This is a genomic window from Olivibacter sp. SA151 (assembly GCF_054130995.1).
Genome location: NZ_CP096391.1, coordinates 4,743,100 through 4,761,477, shown reverse-complemented (window position 1 = coordinate 4,761,477; position 18,378 = coordinate 4,743,100). Strand labels below are relative to the sequence as shown.

At 43.0% G+C, this 18,378-nt stretch carries 11 protein-coding genes; all 11 read left to right on the top strand.

The window, feature by feature from the left end:
• Positions 1–6: 6 nt before the first annotated feature.
• The 11 genes from M1D52_RS19525 (at position 7) to M1D52_RS19475 (ending at position 18,357) form a co-directional block, all read left to right on the top strand.
• Positions 7–2,772 carry an alpha-L-rhamnosidase gene (locus M1D52_RS19525; protein ID WP_437393219.1) on the top strand — a complete coding sequence of 922 codons (2,766 nt, stop codon included), beginning with the start codon at positions 7–9 and terminating at the stop codon, positions 2,770–2,772.
• 124 nt (positions 2,773–2,896) lie between these two features.
• Entirely contained in the window at positions 2,897–3,583 is a 687-nt protein-coding gene (locus tag M1D52_RS19520) for a DUF3826 domain-containing protein (RefSeq protein ID WP_437393220.1), read from the top strand.
• A 4-nt stretch (positions 3,584–3,587) separates the two neighbouring features.
• Positions 3,588–4,721 (top strand): sialidase family protein, encoded by a 1,134-nt coding sequence (locus M1D52_RS19515; protein WP_437393221.1) that lies wholly within the window; start codon positions 3,588–3,590, stop codon positions 4,719–4,721.
• 62 nt (positions 4,722–4,783) lie between these two features.
• On the top strand, positions 4,784–6,121 hold the full coding sequence (locus M1D52_RS19510; protein WP_437393222.1) for a DUF4974 domain-containing protein: 1,338 nt from the start codon (positions 4,784–4,786) through the stop codon (positions 6,119–6,121).
• Between the two features lie 417 nt (positions 6,122–6,538).
• The gene (locus M1D52_RS19505) at positions 6,539–7,435 is read left to right on the top strand and encodes a sugar phosphate isomerase/epimerase family protein (RefSeq protein WP_437393223.1); all 897 of its coding nucleotides are present in this window, start codon (positions 6,539–6,541) and stop codon (positions 7,433–7,435) included.
• Positions 7,432–9,018: a glycoside hydrolase family 28 protein gene (locus tag M1D52_RS19500; protein ID WP_437393224.1), complete on the top strand. Its 1,587-nt coding sequence runs from the start codon at positions 7,432–7,434 to the stop codon at positions 9,016–9,018. Before M1D52_RS19505 ends, M1D52_RS19500 begins: the two co-directional genes overlap by 4 nt.
• 184 nt (positions 9,019–9,202) lie before the next feature.
• A complete protein-coding gene (locus M1D52_RS19495) occupies positions 9,203–10,336 on the top strand; it encodes a serine hydrolase domain-containing protein (protein ID WP_437393225.1) in 1,134 nt (377 codons plus the stop codon).
• 308 nt (positions 10,337–10,644) lie between these two features.
• A complete protein-coding gene (locus M1D52_RS19490) occupies positions 10,645–13,425 on the top strand; it encodes a family 78 glycoside hydrolase catalytic domain (RefSeq protein WP_437393226.1) in 2,781 nt (926 codons plus the stop codon).
• Between the two features lie 199 nt (positions 13,426–13,624).
• A complete protein-coding gene (locus tag M1D52_RS19485) occupies positions 13,625–14,755 on the top strand; it encodes a glycoside hydrolase family protein (protein ID WP_437393227.1) in 1,131 nt (376 codons plus the stop codon).
• Between the two features lie 12 nt (positions 14,756–14,767).
• On the top strand, positions 14,768–17,197 hold the full coding sequence (locus tag M1D52_RS19480) for a sugar-binding domain-containing protein (RefSeq protein ID WP_437393228.1): 2,430 nt from the start codon (positions 14,768–14,770) through the stop codon (positions 17,195–17,197).
• A gap of 131 nt (positions 17,198–17,328) precedes the next feature.
• A complete protein-coding gene (locus M1D52_RS19475) occupies positions 17,329–18,357 on the top strand; it encodes a winged helix-turn-helix domain-containing protein (RefSeq protein ID WP_437393229.1) in 1,029 nt (342 codons plus the stop codon).
• Positions 18,358–18,378 lie beyond the last annotated feature (21 nt).

The window sequence follows — 18,378 nt, the reverse complement described above, 5'->3', positions numbered from 1 at the left end:
AACAAGATGCGAAACAAGCGTTTATTGGTTTTTATTTGCTGTACTTTATGGTTTTTCCCGGCAGTTTTTGCCGAGATGACCGATGTGCGGTTAAGCGATCTACGCTGTGAATCGCTAACTAATCCATTGGGGATTGATCAAGAGGTTCCGCGACTGAGTTGGCAGCTAATCGGCAGTAAACGGGGTCTGATGCAAACAGCTTATCAGATACAGGTGGCGTCTTCTTTGGATTTATTGAAACAAGGATACGCCGATCGATGGGATTCAGGTAAGGTGTTAAGTGATAGTAGTATACAAGTACCCTATAACGGAGAAAAACTGAATAGTCGCGATCAATGTTATTGGCGGGTGAAAATTTGGACAGATGATGGAGAGACTCGGTGGAGTGAACCTGCTTATTGGACTGTCGGTCTTTTGCGATACAATGATTGGAAAGGTAGATGGATTGGTCTCGATCGATCCTTTGATTGGGACCGTGAAGATCAATTCTCCAGGTTATCGGCGCGCTATTTCCGCAAGGAATTTCAAACGGATAAAAAGGTCAAACGGGCAATGGTTTATATCATAGGATTAGGCCTGTATGAACTTTATATAAATGGTGAAAAGATAGGAAAACAAGTACTAGCCCCAGCTCCTACTGACTATACGAAGGAAGTAAAATACAATACTTTTGATGTAACTCAATACCTTAATCAGCGCGGTAAGCATGCGCTTGGCGTTATATTAGGCAATGGTCGTTTTTACACCATGCGGCAAGCCTATAAACCATATAAAATAAAAACGTTCGGCTATCCAAAGATGCGTTTGAATCTTGATATATGGTATGAGGACGGCACGAAGGAAACAATCAGCACGGACGACACGTGGAAAGTGACGGCGGATGGGCCCATAAGAACCAACAACGAATACGATGGTGAAGAATATGATGCACGGAAAGAGTTGCTTGGCTGGCATCAGGTAGGGTATGACGATCAAACTTGGCTCAAAGCGTCTTTTGTACAGGAACTAGGCGGTATGCCTCGTGCACAACTCAATGAACCTATGCAAGTAATGGATACCTTGCGACCGAAAACGATTCGTCTACTTAATAAAAATACTTATATCGTCGATATGGGGCAGAACATGACCGGTTGGCTGAAAATTCGGGTAAAAGGCGCTTCCGGAACGGCTGTAAAGATGCGTTTCGCCGAATCCCTTCAAGCAGATGGGAGCTTGTTTGTTGCTAATTTAAGAGACGCGAAAGTAACGGATGTATACACCTTACGTGGCGAAGGAACGGAATATTGGGAACCACGCTTTGTTTATCATGGCTTTCGATACGTAGAAATAAGCGGCTATCCGGGGGAACCTACCTTAGACGATTTGCAAGGCTTAGTTGTTTATGATGCCTTGGCAACTACCGGCAGCTTTACAAGCGACCGGCCAATCTTGAATGCGATTTACCAAAATGCATGGTGGGGGATTGCGGGAAATTACAAAGGCATGCCGGTTGACTGCCCTCAGCGGAACGAACGACAGCCCTGGCTTGGTGACCGTACAACAGGTTGTTATGGAGAGAGTTTTTTGTTTGATAACGCGAAGTTATATGCCAAATGGCTGGACGATATTCAGGGTGCTCAACTGCCGGATGGAAGTATTCCGGATGTAGCACCTGCTTTTTGGCGCTATTACAGTGATAATGTAACTTGGCCGGGAACCTATTTGACCGTTGCCAATATGCTGTACCAACAATATGGGGATGTATATGCTATCAGGAAGCATTATCCATCCATGAAACGATGGATACAGTATATGTGGGAAAATTATGAAGAAAATGGATTGATCACAAAGGATAAGTATGGTGATTGGTGCGTGCCACCGGAATCCAAAGAGCTGATCCATTCCAAAGATCCATTACGTCAAACGGAGGGCATGTTATTGGCCTCGGCAAGCTATTATCAGCTGTTGCGACTGATGCAAGGCTTTGCGGATATTGTAAACAATGAGGTTGATAAGCAATTCTTTGAGGCCAAAGCAGCGGATATAAAGGAAGCTTTTAACCAAAAGTATTTGAACAAGAGTTTAGGACAGTATAGTAATAATACGGTGACGGCAAATTTACTTCCTCTTTATTTCGATATGGTTCCAAATGAATACCGAAAGCAGGTTTTTGAAAATATCGTTACCAAAATTACGAAGGAGAACAAGGGACATATCAGCACGGGTGTCATTGGCACGCAGTACTTAATGAGAGGACTTAGCAATCAGGGGCGTGCTGACCTAGCCTTTCAGTTGGCGACAAACACCAGCTACCCCAGCTGGGGATATATGGTGGAAAAAGGTGCAACAACGATTTGGGAACTATGGAATGGTGATACCGCAAATCCTTCCATGAATTCCCAAAACCACGTGATGCTATTGGGTGATTTACTGATCTGGTATTATGAACATTTAATTGGCATAAAAGCAAATAAACCGGGTTTCAAGCAAATTGTTATGAAGCCCGATTTCAGTCTCCCGCTCATGCAGGTAGAAGGGGCCCATCGTTCGGCATATGGACAGATCCGGAGCAGCTGGAAAAAAGGAAAAGATAAACTGCAATGGACGGTTGAAGTACCGGGCAATACAACCGCGCTGGTTTATTTTCCAACAGCAGATCAGGAAAAAATCCGTGAACATGGAGAAGGAATAGAAGGTCTGGAAGGCCTTCGATTTGTGAAAAAAGAAAACAGCCATAGTGTATTTGAGGTGGGAGCCGGAACGTATCAGTTCAGTGTTGACTTGGTTGAGTGATGAGTGATGAGTGATGAATGATGAATGATGAGTTGCCCGTTGTGAGTTGTGAAAAAGGTTTGTGTGACTGAAAGCTGATTGCTGATAACCGAAATCCGATAGCTAATAAAAATAAATTGTAGAGATGAAACAATTAAAAAACATCAAAACCTTAAGTTTCCTGTTTGCTTTGTTGCTATTCGCCTTTGCGAGTCATGGCCAAGATGATGCGGCGCGTTTGGAAAAGTCGGATGCCGAGCAGCTCAAGAAAGCACAGGAATGGGTCGAAAATTTGCAGTTGCACGACAAAACAAAAGAAGCACGCGTGGTGCAGGTGATATCCGGGCATCTAAAGGCCGTACGGGATTGGCACAATAGTCACCCGTTTACGGAGGTACCGGCGGGTATCAATCCCGCGACGGGAAATAAGTTAAGTGAACTCGATCGGCAAATCATTGCGGATAGTGCCATGCCGACAGAAGTTCATCAACAATTAATGGACGGTTTGCGAAAAGATTTGACTGAAGAGCAGGTAGCGACTATTCTGGATAAATACACGATCGGTAAAGTGGCTTTTACAACAAAAGGTTATGAAGCGATTGTTCCCGATTTAACAGCAAAAGAACGGGAGGTGATCAAGCAAAACCTCGAGCAGGCACGGGAGCAGGCGGTGGATTACAAAAGTATGAAGCAGATATCTGCTGTTTTCGAGATTTACAAAACCAAAATTGAACAGTATTTCAATGCAAATGGCCGGAACTGGCGTCAACTATTTAAAGCCTATGTCGATGCGGCAAAGGCGAAAAAAGCAAAGGAGAAAAATAATGGGTAAAAAGATGAAGATTAGTTTATTAACCTTGCTTATGCTTGGTGTATTTATAGGCCTGCATGCTCAAGAAAAACAGCCGTGGAAACAGGGCATCCTGAAAGAAGAGTTTTTGTATGAGAAGGCGGCTTTTCCATCGTGCCATTCAGCAACTATGGCAGAAACGCCTAGCGGTTTGGTAGCAGCTTTTTTTGGTGGGACCAAGGAGCGTCATCCCGATGTGGAGATTTATGTTTGCCGCTGTGAAAACGGCACTTGGACGGCTCCGATCTCGGCCGCTGATGGTGTACAGGAAGATGGTAAGCGTTTACCTACGTGGAACCCTGTGCTCTATCAAATTCCGGGCGGCGATTTACTTTTGTTTTATAAAATCGGTCCTAAACCCTCAGCGTGGTGGGGAATGCTAAAGCGCTCGAAAGATGGGGGAAAAACCTGGTCGACTGCCGAAAAGCTACCAAATGGCCATATCGGTCCGGTGAAAAATAAACCCGTCTTACTCGATAACGGACAACTTTTTTGCCCCAGCAGTACCGAAGGTAACGGCTGGAAAATCCATTTCGAAGTGACGCCGGATTTCGCGAAGACTTGGCGTAAAATTGGCCCCTTGGCCGCGAAGGATAGTATTGACGCGATCCAACCAAGTATCCTCGTACATGGTAATCGCACTTTACAGTTGCTTGCGCGTAGTCGCAATAGGGCTTTAGTGCAATCCTGGTCGACCGACAACGGCGAAACCTGGTCGCCACTCGAAAAAACAAGCTTGCCGAATAATAACTCAGGAACCGATGCGGTAACGATGGCCGACGGTCGCCATGTATTGGTTTATAACCATGTACTTCCTCCGGGAAATCTGGCAAAAGGCCCCAGGACACCTTTAAACGTATCGGTATCAAAAGACGGAAAGAGCTGGTCGGCCGCCCTGATACTGGAAGATTCTCCCATTAGCCAGTATTCCTATCCCGCCGTGATCCAAACGAAAGATGGTTTGCTGCACTTTATTTATACTTGGAGGCGACAAAAAATAAAACATGTTGTCGTTGATCCAAAGAAACTCAGACTGTTGCCTATTCAAAATGGAGAATGGCCGAAAGTAAAGGGGTATACAGCTCCTAAACTAGAAGAATACAAGAAAGAGGAAGATTAACAATGACAGGTCGAATTTCATTTATACTACTCATATCGCTGGTAATAAGTCAGCTATGTTTTATGCGATCAACTCGCGCGCAGGACAGCGATCGTCAATACCGGATGCCGCTTAAAGACGTACTGCAACAAATTGAGGCTCGCTTCGGTGTCAAGATCAAATACAACGAAAATCAGGTAAAAGATCGAAACTTAACCTATGCCTTATGGCGGTTTAGACCAACGGTAGATGAGACCCTATCTCAGGTCTTAGCGCCCTTGGACTTAAAAGTGAACAAGGAAAAAGAAGGTGTTTATGAGTTAAAGGCCTACGAATACTACCGTTGGCCTGTGCAAGAAGGTTGGGAGAAACTGGATACGCTGGCCGCTCGATATCACGACAAAGCAAGTTGGGAATTAAGGAAAGACAGCCTTAGGAAAGAATTATGGAACGCATTAAAATTAAGTCCATTACCCGCTAAGCCTGTCTCGAAACCGATAGTTACACCTGTACGGAAAATGGATGGTTATACGGTTCAGAATATTGCCCTTGAAATATTACCGGGAGTCTATGTGAACGGATCCTTATATCGGCCAATGAAAGCAAGGGGAAAAATACCCGTTGTTTTAAGTCCGGACGGACACTGGCAAGGCCATCGATTCCGCAAAGATGCACAGATCCGTTTTGCCATGACGGCCAGAATGGGAGCGATGGCCTTCAGTTACGATTTGTTCGGTTGGGGCGAATCCGGTTTACAATTTAAATACGAGGATCACCGAAAGAGCTTGTCGCAAACCGTACAGACACTGGGAGCCGTACGTATTCTCGATTATTTGTTAAGCTTGCCCGATGCAGATACTTCGCGGGTAGCTATCTGCGGAGGCTCCGGCGGTGGCAGTCAAACCGTGTTGATGGCAGCCCTTGATCCCCGTATTAAATTAAGCATTCCTGTCGTTTCACTGTCCTCATACTTCTATGGAGGATGTCCTTGTGAAAGTGGTATGCCGATCCATTTGTGTGGTGGTGGAACGAATAATGTGGAACTTGCAGCTATGGCCGCACCTAATCCACAGCTTGTTATATCCGATGGCGGGGACTGGACGGCCCATATGCCTGAGCATGATTTGCCTTATTTGCAAAAACTATACGGTTATTATGGGAAGCGAGAACTGGTGGAGAATATACATCTACCGCAAGATGGACATGATTTCGGTTTTTCCAAGCGCAAGCCGGTATATGATTTTATGATCAAGCATTTCGGTTTGGATGAAAAAGCCGTGAAAGATAAACAGGGAAATTACGACGAAAGTAAATGTACGATCGAAGATGAAAAGGCACTTTATGTATTTGGGGAGAATGGGGAAAAACTTCCTGTAAATGCCTTGAAAGGTTATGAAAATTTAGAGAAGTTGTTTCAATGAAATTAATTTGTGTTACTTTCTTCCGCAGAAAGTAACCAAAGACTCATCGCTTGGAACTTTGCTACAATGGTAGTGCCTCAACCTGCAAACCGCAAATTTCCTAGGCGATATTTTAGTAGAACGGAGGGTTTTGCAGATACCTAATAAAAAATAAGTGACTAACAAATATACCGTGTTGTGAAAAAGATTAATACTTCTGGTTAAAAGCAGATGCCTTGATATACGAAAATGTCGCCTCCAAAATTTACATTGTGCAATGGGAAGCACTAACGATCCTGTAAATTTTGCAGCGACGAGTTTTTTTGAATACTTTTTTTGCGGAAAAAAAAGTATTTGGCGGTGTCGCTGCCATTAAGCGACAAACAAAATGCTCTTAACCCTAATATTTCAACTTTGTTATCAGTAAAATCCAGATTTATGGAATCAAGAATAAGTCGAAGAAAATTTTTACACCAAGCCACTGCGGTGACCTTGGGAACAGCTTTATTACCTAATACAATCTATGCCTCCGCTAAAAACCCTTATAAAATAGGCGTAATAGATTTGATGATGCTGAAAAGGCAAAAAATCAGCGCACTTGATTTAACGCATGAATTGGGGGCGGATGGCGTGGAGGTTGATATGGGCGGTTTAGGTAATCGGGATACATTTGATAATAAACTAGCCGATCCGGCAACGCGGAAGGCTTACTTGGATAAACTAAAAGCGCTGAACATTGAAATATGTTCCTTGGCTATGACTGGTTTTTACGCACAATCCCTGGCTAAGCGCGCTACATACCAACAAATGGTACAAGACTGCATCGATACCATGAAAGCGATGCGTGTGAAGGTTGCTTTCCTTCCTTTGGGTATACAGTGCGACTTGATTCAATACCCGGAACTGCGACCAGTCTTGGTGGAGCGTTTGAAAGTTATCGGAAAAATGGCGGCTAAAGCAAAGGTAACGATTGGCATCGAGACGGCGCTGGATGCTGCGGGAGAAAAGAAGTTTTTGGATGATATCGGTTCAACCTATATCCGAAGCTATTTCAATTTTTCGAACGCCTTAAAAAATGGACGTGATCTGCATCAAGAATTACGAGTCTTGGGAAAAGATTATATCTGTCAAATACATTGCACGGATGAAGATGGTGTATGGCTCGAAAACAATAAACGCTTGAATATGATAGAAGTGAAAAAAACATTGGAGGAGATGGGCTGGAAGGGATGGCTAGTAATAGAGCGATCCAGAGATGCCAATAACCCGCGTGATGTAAGAGGTAATTTCGGTGCGAATACACGTTATATGAAGAAAATTTTTCAAGCATCATGAGTGCGGTTCAGTCTTTTGTTAGCTGTCTATTGCTCTTGGCCTGCTTGCTTCAGGCATGTAACAACCGAAAAGAAAAAAAAGAACAACAGCTGCATACCATTCCGACCGCTCAGGAGGTGGGAGCGGCTTGTATGCCGGATACAATTGCACCGATAAAAGCACCGTTTCCCATGAAAAATCTGAAGCGGCCTGTTTTTTCGGATCAAACCAAAAACATAGCGGACTTAGGAGCTAAAGCAGGTGCCCAAGTAACGGCTATTATTCAACAGGGTATCGATGAATTATCTGCTACGGGAGGGGGAACACTACGCATACCAAAAGGCAAGTGGAAAACAGGGCGTATTGCTTTGAAGAGTCATGTTAATTTGCACCTTGAGGAGGGTGCTGAGCTATATTTTAGTGGAGAGATTAAAGACTATTTACCCGTTGTCTTCACGCGTAATGAAGGTATGGAAGTGATGTCTTTAGGCGCCTGTATTTATGCAAATAATCAAGAGAACATTGCTATTACGGGTAAGGGACGGCTCATAGGGCCTGCAGAAGGATCCGTTCGGAAACAAATTATGACCCATGATGTAATTGAAAATGTTGTTCCACATGATAAACCGGTAGCCGAACGTATATACGACGGGAAGGACGGAAGTTTTATTTTTCCTCCCATGTTTATCGCGCCTATTAACTGCAGGGATGTACTTATTGAGGGAATCCGACTTGAACGCACTGCCTTCTGGAATATTGTGCCGCAATATTGCGATCGGGTCATTATAAGAGGGGTAACCATTCACTCGATTGGCATCCCAAGAGGTGATGGTATCGATGTTGAATCGTCGAAGAATGTACTAATCGAATACTGCACGTTGCAGACCGGTGACGACTGCTTGGCGATGAAAGCAGGGAGAGGCTGGGACGGATTGCGCGTTAATAGGCCTACCGAAAATGTGGTGGTACGCTATTGTCTGGCAGAAAAGGGGCATGGCGGGATTACCATTGGAAGTGAAACCGCCGGTATGATCCGTAAATTATATGTACACGATTGTGTTTTTAACAACGAAGGAAATGGAATACGTTTTAAAACAAGAAGACCGAGAGGAGGTGGTGGAGAGCAGTTGTTCTATGATCGTATTCGCTTACGTGTTGGAGAAACAGCGCTACGGTGGGATATGTTAGGAAGTGCAGTCCATGTAGGAGCGGCTGCCGATCGTTCTCAGAAAGTTGAGCTTAATGAACTAACGCCCCATTTTCGGGATATTCAGATCAGTAATCTAATCGTTGAAGATGCTTCACACTTTGTTCGAATAGATGGTATCCCGGAAGCTCCGTTGGAAAAAGTAGAAATTCGTCAGGTGAGAGCCAAGACCGAAAAGCTTTTTGATATAAAAGATGCGAGGCATATTGCCATTGAAAATGCAAAGCTGATTAGTCAAGATTCGATGGTCCATCTGGTAAATACGCAAGATATTACCTTTACCAAGGTTGACTTCGATATCCCTGCCAAGAAAATTTATCAGCATATCGCAACAGATGGTGGTGACTCGGTTATTTTGAAAGATATCCGATATACGAAAAATGATCGGTTTGAATGACTATCTAATGCAAAAGAAGTACTGTAATACTGCATAAACATCTGCTTCGGTACTGAGAAGGGATTCAATAACCTACGTTCTTCATGCAATTTTTTCATCAATATTGAGCGATTTTTTTTAATTTACAAAAGTTAGTGTAGACAGTAATAAATAGGTTGACGCAATCTTCATATTTTAGCAATTGATGAAAAAAATCGTTTTATTCCTCCTGTCGTTATGCCTCTTGCCGTCGGCTAATGCTCAGAAAAAACAAGTAGCAAAAGAGCTAAAAGCAATAATGGCAAAGTATGAAGCCGTCGGCCTATCGGTTGCAGTGCTAAAAGGTGAAAAAATCGTGTATAACCAATCGTTTGGTTTTAAGGACCTCACTACAAAAGAAAAAATCCGGAATCATGATATTTTCCGTATTGCCTCCATTTCCAAATCATTTACGGCGACATCTTTAATGCAATTGGTGGAAGCGGGTAAATTATCCTTGGATGATGATGTAAGTAATCTTATTGGTTTTAAGGTGAGAAACCCACGTTTTCCGGATAGGAAAATCAGTTTAGAGATGATCCTTTCTCATCGTTCCAGCTTGAGTGATAAAAATGGTTATTTTACCTTGGATGTGCTGAATCCGGACAAAAATGCGGAATGGGAAAAATGTTATCATGATTATGCACCAGGAGAGGGCTATCAATATTGTAATCTAAACTTTAATCTTGCCGGTACTATTTTGGAAAAAATATCCGGACAGCGGTTTGACCAATATGTGAAGACGCATATTCTTGATCCGTTAAATTTGTATGGAGGGTATTGGGTTGATGGTTTAGACAGTACCCGCTTTGTTAAATTATACGAATATGATACGGCAGGATTCAAATTAGCTGTTGATGCTTATGCTCCGAGAAGGAAAGAAATAGCTGTTTATCAAATGGGAGTAAGTACGCCGATTTTTTCTCCTACAGGAGGGATGAAAATATCAGCTAGGGATTTGGCCCTATATATGGGTATGCATATGTATTATGGAACTTTTAAAGGAAAACAGCTCATCACAGCGGCCAGTTCTCGCCGCATGCAAACGGTTTTGGATCCAAGTAGCGGTTATGGATTAGCCTTACTATCTACAAAAACAGTCCTTCCGGGAAAAACCTTGCTTGGGCATACGGGATCCGCTTACGGCTTATACAGTGCTATGTTTTTCGACCCTGCTAAAAAATATGGTTTTGTAGTGATTACCAACGGTTGCAATACAACGGACCCAGATGCGCCGGATAAACTTCGAAACGATTGTATTGCTAGTTTATATCGTTATTTTATTTCCGATGTGTGGTAATCAAGTAATTAAACAGTGCCTCCTAAAAATCCAAGTGCGGTACCCAGGGATTATCTTCGGTGAACTCTCGTTAGTCGGTTTCACCTTTAACATGTAGATGGAGGCGAATTCCCCGAGTCAAGAAGAACACTATGTAAAAAACAAAAATTTACAATTTCAAAACCAGATCGCCGTTTAAAGATAATATCCTACAATACAAGGAAAAATTGTTATAAGCGGATATATTCCAGTCCATTTATCTTTGCAACAAGGGCTAACCATAAACCTGAGGCTTTATACGAGTACTAACGAGGTTTATAAACTAAAAAATGGGTAGGATTATCATTATATTATGTGTGTTGTTTCATTGTTGGGGAAATAACTTTGCCGCTGACTGGAAGGCAACAGGCCTACGCGTGGAGTCTAAAAGCAATCCGAGGGGCATCGTAAATTTGCAACCTTTGTTAAGTTGGAAACTTGAAAGCCAGTTACGAAATACAAAACAAGTAGCTTATCAGGTACTGGTGTCGGATCAGCAAGGCAGCTGGGCGGATGATAAGCACATTGTTTGGAATTCGGGAAAAGTGGAGAGGGGTACAAGTATTCAGGTTCCATACCAAGGAAAGCCGTTGTCGGCCACTCAATGCTATTATTGGAAAGTTAAAGTGTGGGATAATCACGGCAATGAGTCAACATGGTCGGAGCCTGCTTATTGGCAAATGGGACTTTTCACCAAAGAAGACTGGAAGGGTGGCCAATGGATTGCTTATGAGGAGTTGCCGGAAGAAAGACGGGATCCCTTGCCAAAGGCCGATAAAAAAGATACGTATCAGGATAATAATGTGCTTCCCTTATTCAGGAAGTCATTTCAGGTTCAAAAGACAATCGAAAAAGCAACCTTATTTATTAGCGGTCTGGGACATTTTGAAGTGCATATAAATGGTGATAAAGTAGGCGACCATTTTTTAGATGCCGGGTGGGTTAAATATGATAAAGAAGCCCTGTATGAAACATTTGATGTCACCGAAACTTTAAAGAAAGGTGAAAATGCGATCGGTGTTCTTTTGGGAAATGGCTTTTATTATGTTCCTCCCGTAAAAGGTAGATACCGAAAACAAAAGGTAGCCTTTGGTTATCCAAAGATGATTTGTCGTTTGCAGTTGCGTTATACAGACGGGAGCCAAGAGGATATTGTCAGTAACCGTACTTGGAAGACCGATAAGGGTCCAATTACCTTTTCCAGTATCTATGGTGGCGAAGACTACGATGCACGTTTAGAGCGGAAAGGCTGGGATGATAGAGGCTTTGACGATACCGCATGGAAGCAAGCCATTGTAGTGGGAGGTCCTCCTGAAATCAACCCCCAAATGACAGAGCCCTTAAAGATCATGGAGCGATTTGATCCGAAGACCATTACAAAAACAAGTGCCGGAAACTGGGTTTATGATTTAGGTCAGAATGCTTCCGGTATTGTGCAGATTAAATTGAAAGGAAATCGTGGGGATACCGTTCGCATATATCCGGGCGAACTATTGAAAGAAGGAGCCGTTACCCAAAAAGCAAGCGGTGGTCCCTATTACTTTACCTATATTTTAAAAGGTGAAAATGAAGAACGTTGGCAAGCCCGTTTTTCGTATTATGGCTTCCGTTATGTAGAAGTACGCGGTGCAACACCGAGAGATCAGTCCGAAGGAGAAAAACTGCCTCAAATCATCAGTCTACAAGGGTTGCATGTTCGCAATGCAGCTCAACAGGTTGGTTCTTTTCAGTCGTCCAGCGATTTATTCAATCGCACACATCAGCTAATTGATTGGGCAATCAAAAGCAATATTATGAGTGTATTTACTGATTGTCCGCATCGCGAAAAACTTGGTTGGCTGGAACAAACCCATTTGATGGGGCCCTCAGTGCACTATAATTATGACATTGAATCCCTTTTGCAAAAGATAATAGAAGATATGCGAAAGTCGCAGTTGCCAAATGGTCTGATACCTGAAATTGCCCCGGAATATGTCGAATTCAACTGGGGCGGCGACATGTTCCGCGATTCACCTGAATGGGGAAGTGCAAGCATTATTCTTCCCTGGTACTTATACAAGTGGTATGGGAACAAAGAAGTGTTGAAGACGGCCTATCCGATGATGAAGCGTTATATAGGCTACTTGCAAACGAAAGCAACTAACCATATCCTTAAACAAGGCTTGGGCGATTGGTATGACCTTGGACCAAAACCACCTGGCGTTTCTCAACTGACGCCCATGGGCGTTACGGGAACCGCTATTTATTATTACGATTTAAGATTATTGGTGAAAATTGCCGAGCAGCTCGGAGAAACGAAGGATCAAGAGGCATTTGCATCACAGGCGAAAGAGGTTAAAAAAGCGTTTAATGATACCTTTTTCCATGTCAATACCAAACAATATGCTAGCGGGAGTCAGACCGCAAATGCGATGGCACTTTATATGGAGCTGGTCGACACTTCCGATAGAAAAGCGGTTTTGGATAATTTGATTCAAGACATCCGGAATCGGAATAACGCATTAACAGCTGGAGATATTGGTTATCGCTATGTACTCCGGGTTTTGGAGCAAGCCGGTCGGTCAGACGTCATTTATGATATGAACAGTCGTACCGATGTGCCCGGCTATGGCTATCAACTGGCTAAAGGTGCTACCGCATTAACCGAGTCATGGCAAGCGTTACCCTCCGTTTCCAATAATCATTTCATGCTAGGTCATTTCATGGAATGGCTTTACAGTGGCTTAGTAGGGATTAGACAACAAGAGGGAAGCATCGCTTTCAATCAAATCGAAATCCGACCGGAGGTAGTCGGGGATGTCCGCAGTGCAGAAGGAACCTACGACTCTCCCTACGGCCTGATTCGTTCAGCATGGAAAAAGGAGAAAGGTCAGTTTGAATTGGCAGTAAAGATTCCGCCGAATACGCGAGCCGCGATTTACTTACCCGTTCAGGACGGAGCATCTATTTATGAGAGTGGAAAAATGATGAATGACACGGACTGGAAAATAATAGGCAAGGAGCAAGGACGCATGATCGTTCAGATTGGATCGGGGGATTATCGGTTTAAAGTGGTAATGAATGATGAATGATGAGTGATGAGTTGCGAGTTGCCCGTTGTGAGTTGTGAGTTGTGAGAAAGGTTCGTTCGACTGAAAGCTGAAAAAGAATGATGAATGATGGGTGATGAGTGATGAACGGTGGGAGAATAGGCTTTTTTACTTCCTGCCTACCGCAGGCAGGTTTACTTTTGAATTTTTACTTTATCATACCTAAGTCTTAATACAAAAAATGGAAAAACACCTATATATTATTTTACTTTTTATTCTTCTCGGCAAGGGAGTTCCTCTTTATGCGCAAGCGGTAGCAGTGACACCCGAAGAGATGGAAAGCATCTACCGCGAGGTTAAAACACCGTATAAATATGGCTTGGTGATGGTACCGCCTAATAATGATAAAAAAATGGATTGCCCTACGGTTTTCAGAAAGGGCGATAAATGGTATATGACCTATTTAATCTTCGATGGACGTGGCTATGAGACTTGGCTGGCTAGCAGTGTTGATCTATTGAAATGGACAACCTTAGGCAAATTAATGTCATTTTCCGATCATGAGGCTTGGGATGCGCATCAAAAGGCCGGATATAATGCCCTACAGGATATAACTTGGGGAGGTACTTATGAGCTAAACAAATACAAAGGAAAATATTGGATGTCTTATTTTGGAGGTGACGGTAGAGGGTATGAAGCCGGTAATCTCTCCATTGGCATGGCTTATACAAAAGGGAAACCTTGGATAGCCCATGAGTGGACACGTATGGAAAAACCTTTATTCACCGCAAAAGACGCGGATGTGCGATGGTGGGAAAACCGTAAGTTGTTTAAAAGCACGGTGATCGAGGATAAAAAGCGATTAAGCGGTCATCGCTTTGTGATGTATTATAACGCCAATGGTGATTCAGCTCAAAATAATCTGAAAACACGGTGGTTTGAGCGGATCGGTATGGCCGTTTCAGACGATATGGTCCATTGGAAGCGCTATCTTCAGGAACCGATTGTCCATCATCCGGTAGGTATCACCGGTGATGCCGTCATTCAGCAGATCGACGATACCTACGTTATGTTTTATTTCGGTGCTTTTTGGCAAGATCGAAAGGGTGCCTTCAATCGTTTCGCAGCTTCCAAAGATTTAGTCCACTGGACGGATTGGGAAGGTGAAAACTTGATCGAACCTTCTGAACCCTTTGATGCTTTATATGCGCATAAATCTTTTGTGCTGAAGCACGAGGGCGTAGTCTATCATTTTTATTGCGCAGTGAATAAAGACGAGCAGCGGGGAATTGCCGTTGCTACTTCTAAAGATTTAGGAAAAAGTGAGCTGCAGTTTGTTGCTCCGCCTGTAAACCAAAAAAAACAACCATAAAATTTCTCAGAAATGTTTAAAGCCATTACTTCATTCTTCTTTCTCTATTTATTCACCTTGGCACTGTATGGGCAGGAATGGGGAAAAGCACGCTTTAATGATCAATGGAAGTTTCATTTGGGAGATCAGCCACAAGCAAAATCGGCAGACTTTAACGATGCAACCTGGCGAGAGCTGGATTTGCCACACGACTGGAGCATTGAAGGCACATTTTCGAAAGAACACCCGTCAACTAACCAGGGCGGCGCGCTTCCTGGAGGCATTGCATGGTACCGAAAGACCTTTCAATTAGCCGATACGATAGAGGGAAAGCAAGTATATATCGACTTTGACGGCATTTATCGCTATAGTGAAGTTTGGATTAACGGACACTACCTTGGAAAACGGCCGAGTGGTTACACGTCCTTCCGCTATGATTTAACACCTTATATAAAAGTCGGTAAACAAGCAAATGTAATTGCAGTTCGGGTTGACAATAGTCAGCAACCTAATTCCCGTTGGTACTCGGGTTCCGGCATTTATCGGAATGTTTGGCTGGTAACCAAAAATAAGATTGCTGTGGATCATTGGGGTGCTTTTGTAAGGAGCCCATCGGTTCAAAAGGAGCGGGCTATTATCGAACAGCAGACTACTTTTAAAAACCTAGAAGGTAAAGCTGTATCGGCAGATATAGTGATTACGATATTTAATAAAGAGAATAAGGCAGTTGTTAAAAAAAGCTTTCCTCAGCAACTGCCTTTGGGTACAAGTAAGGCAAACTTTGAAGTTGAAGTGCCGCAGCCAATCCTTTGGAGTCCCGAAAACCCGTATTGTTATCAAGTCGAAACACAAGTTTACGTTGGAAAACAACTAGTAGATCAATATAGGGTACCGATGGGCATTCGCTACTTTTCTTTTGATGCTAAAGAAGGTTTTTCGCTCAATGGAGAGAGAAAAAGGATACTAGGTGTTTGCATGCATCATGATCTGGGTGCCTTGGGAGCGGCCATCAATAAGAAAGCTATGGAAAGGCAACTTGTGCTGCTCAAAGAAATGGGTGCTAATGCCATTCGGATATCTCATAATCCACCGGCACCGGAGTTCCTGGATTTATGCGATCGTTTAGGCTTTTTGGTAATGGATGAAGCCTTTGATATGTGGCGGAAGAAAAAGAATAAGTTTGACTACTCGCTCGACTTTGATGAATGGCATCGACAAGATCTGATTGACCTGATCAAGCGCGACCGTAACCACCCGTCGGTTATCTTGTGGAGTATTGGGAACGAAATACGAGAGCAGTTCGACAGCACCGGTAGGGCGCTTACCCAAGAGCTGGTGGCTATTGTCCGTCGAGAGGACAATACCCGCCCGGTTACCGCTGCATTAACTGAAACTCATTTAGAAAAGAACTTTATTGCGCAGGCTAAGGCATTGGATATTTTGGGATTCAATTATAAGTATGAACAATACGATAGCCTGCCGATCAATTTTCCGGGACAAAAGTTCATCGCTTCGGAAACAACCTCTGCATTGGCAACCAGAGGCCATTATGATTTAGGGCATGATACCTTACGGTTTTGGCCACCGAGTGCAAAAGAGAAATTTGTTAAGAACGGGAATCCTGATTTTACCGTGTCTGCCTATGATCAGGTTGCGGCCTATTGGGGTACGAGCCATGAGCAGGCATGGAAGGCGGTTAAACAGCGCGATTTTATGACCGGACTTTTTGTATGGACGGGTTTCGATTATTTAGGCGAACCGGTGCCTTATGATTTCCCTGCGCGAAGCTCTTATTACGGTATCATTGATTTGGCGGGTTTTCCAAAGGATGTATACTATATGTACCAAAGCGAATGGACGGATAAGCCCGTATTGCATTTATTGCCACATTGGAACTGGCAAGTGGGGCAAACCGTTGATGTATGGGCCTATTTTAACCAAGCCGATGAAGTGGAGCTTTTTCTGAACGGTCGATCCTTAGGAACTCGGCGGAAGCAAGGGGACGATATCCATGTTTCCTGGAAGGTTCCTTTTCAAGCCGGAACGTTAAAAGCCGTTTCCAGCATAAATGGAAAGGAGGTTTTAGTAAAAGAAATTAAAACCGCTTCCACACCAGCCAGCATTCGGCTTACGGTAGATAAAAATAAATTGCGTGCAGGGATAAATGATCTAGCGTTTGTTACGGTGGACATCATGGACGACAAGGGAAATCCGGTACCTATAGCAGATAATGAAATTGTGTTTGATATACAAGGGCCAGGATTTATAGCAGGCCTTGATAATGGTTTTCAGGCGGATTTATCCTCGCTGAAAGGAAACCGAAAGAGAGCGTATAACGGCAAATGCCTAGCTATTATTCAAGCTAAAGCGAACACAGGAGAAATCATTTTAAAAGCAAGCGCAAAAGGGTTAAAAGGAGCGGCGTTGAAACTGAAGGTGGTGAGAATGATGAATGATGAATGATGAGTGATGAATGATGAATGATGAGTTATGAGGGATGAGTGTTTTTAAGTAGCAGTAGCACGAGCAGTGATGCCGAACGTTGACAGCTCTTAGCTGATAACTAATAACTAACAGCTAATAACTAAAATAATATGAACAACAGCATTTTTTTTGATCATATCCGTGTTGACAACTATTCTTCAACGCCAAAATACCTGCAACTCGCCTATGCGATATTAAGTGCCGTTAAAGAGGGAAAGTTTCAAAAGGACAATATATTGCCTTCTTTGAATGAGCTTACCAATCATTTAGAGATTTCGAGGGAAACGGCCGATAGAGGGTATAAATACTTACGGTACTTGGGTATCCTAAAAGCCGTGCCGGGAAAGGGGCATTTTATATCAACCACGGAAATCAGCAGTCCCGATCGTATTTGCTTGTTGGTTAACAAAATCAGCGAAGGGAAAAGCCTTTTTTATCATGAATTGGTAGCATCATTAGGTAGCCATATTCCGATCGACTTTTATGTATATAACAACGATTTTTTCTTGTTTAAGCGTTTATTAAATCAGCGGCACGACTATAGCCACTATGTGATACTGCCCCATTTTTTTGATAACCAAGATGAAGCGGAGGCTTTGATCGACTCACTTCCAAAAGACAAATTAATCCTACTGGATAAGCGTCTGAAACGACTTAAAGGGAATCATAGTACGATTTATGAAGACTTTGAAGGGGATATTTACCAGGCTTTGGAAAAAGCCTTACCTGCGCTCGAAAAATACCACACCTTGAAACTTATCTTTCACCGAAAGAGTTATCTGCCTAATGAAATTAAACGAGGTTTTAATAGGTTTTGTCAACAATATGCTTTTGAACGTGCCATTTTGGATACAATGGATCATATTCAATTAAATAGAGGCGAGGTATATATCTGCGTAAATGATGATGATATGGTGAATCTGTTGGATAAAGTTTCGACATCAGCTTTCGTGTTGGGTAAGGATTTGGGAATTATTTCCTACAATGAAGCACCATTAAAAAAATACATTGCCGGTGGTATTACGACCATCAGTACCGATTACAAACAGATGGCCTCCTTAACCGCTCAGTCGATTAAAGAGAATACGCCACAGCACATTGCTTTAAACTTTTGTTTACAGCTTAGGGGTTCGTTATAAACAATGATCTATTTATTAGGA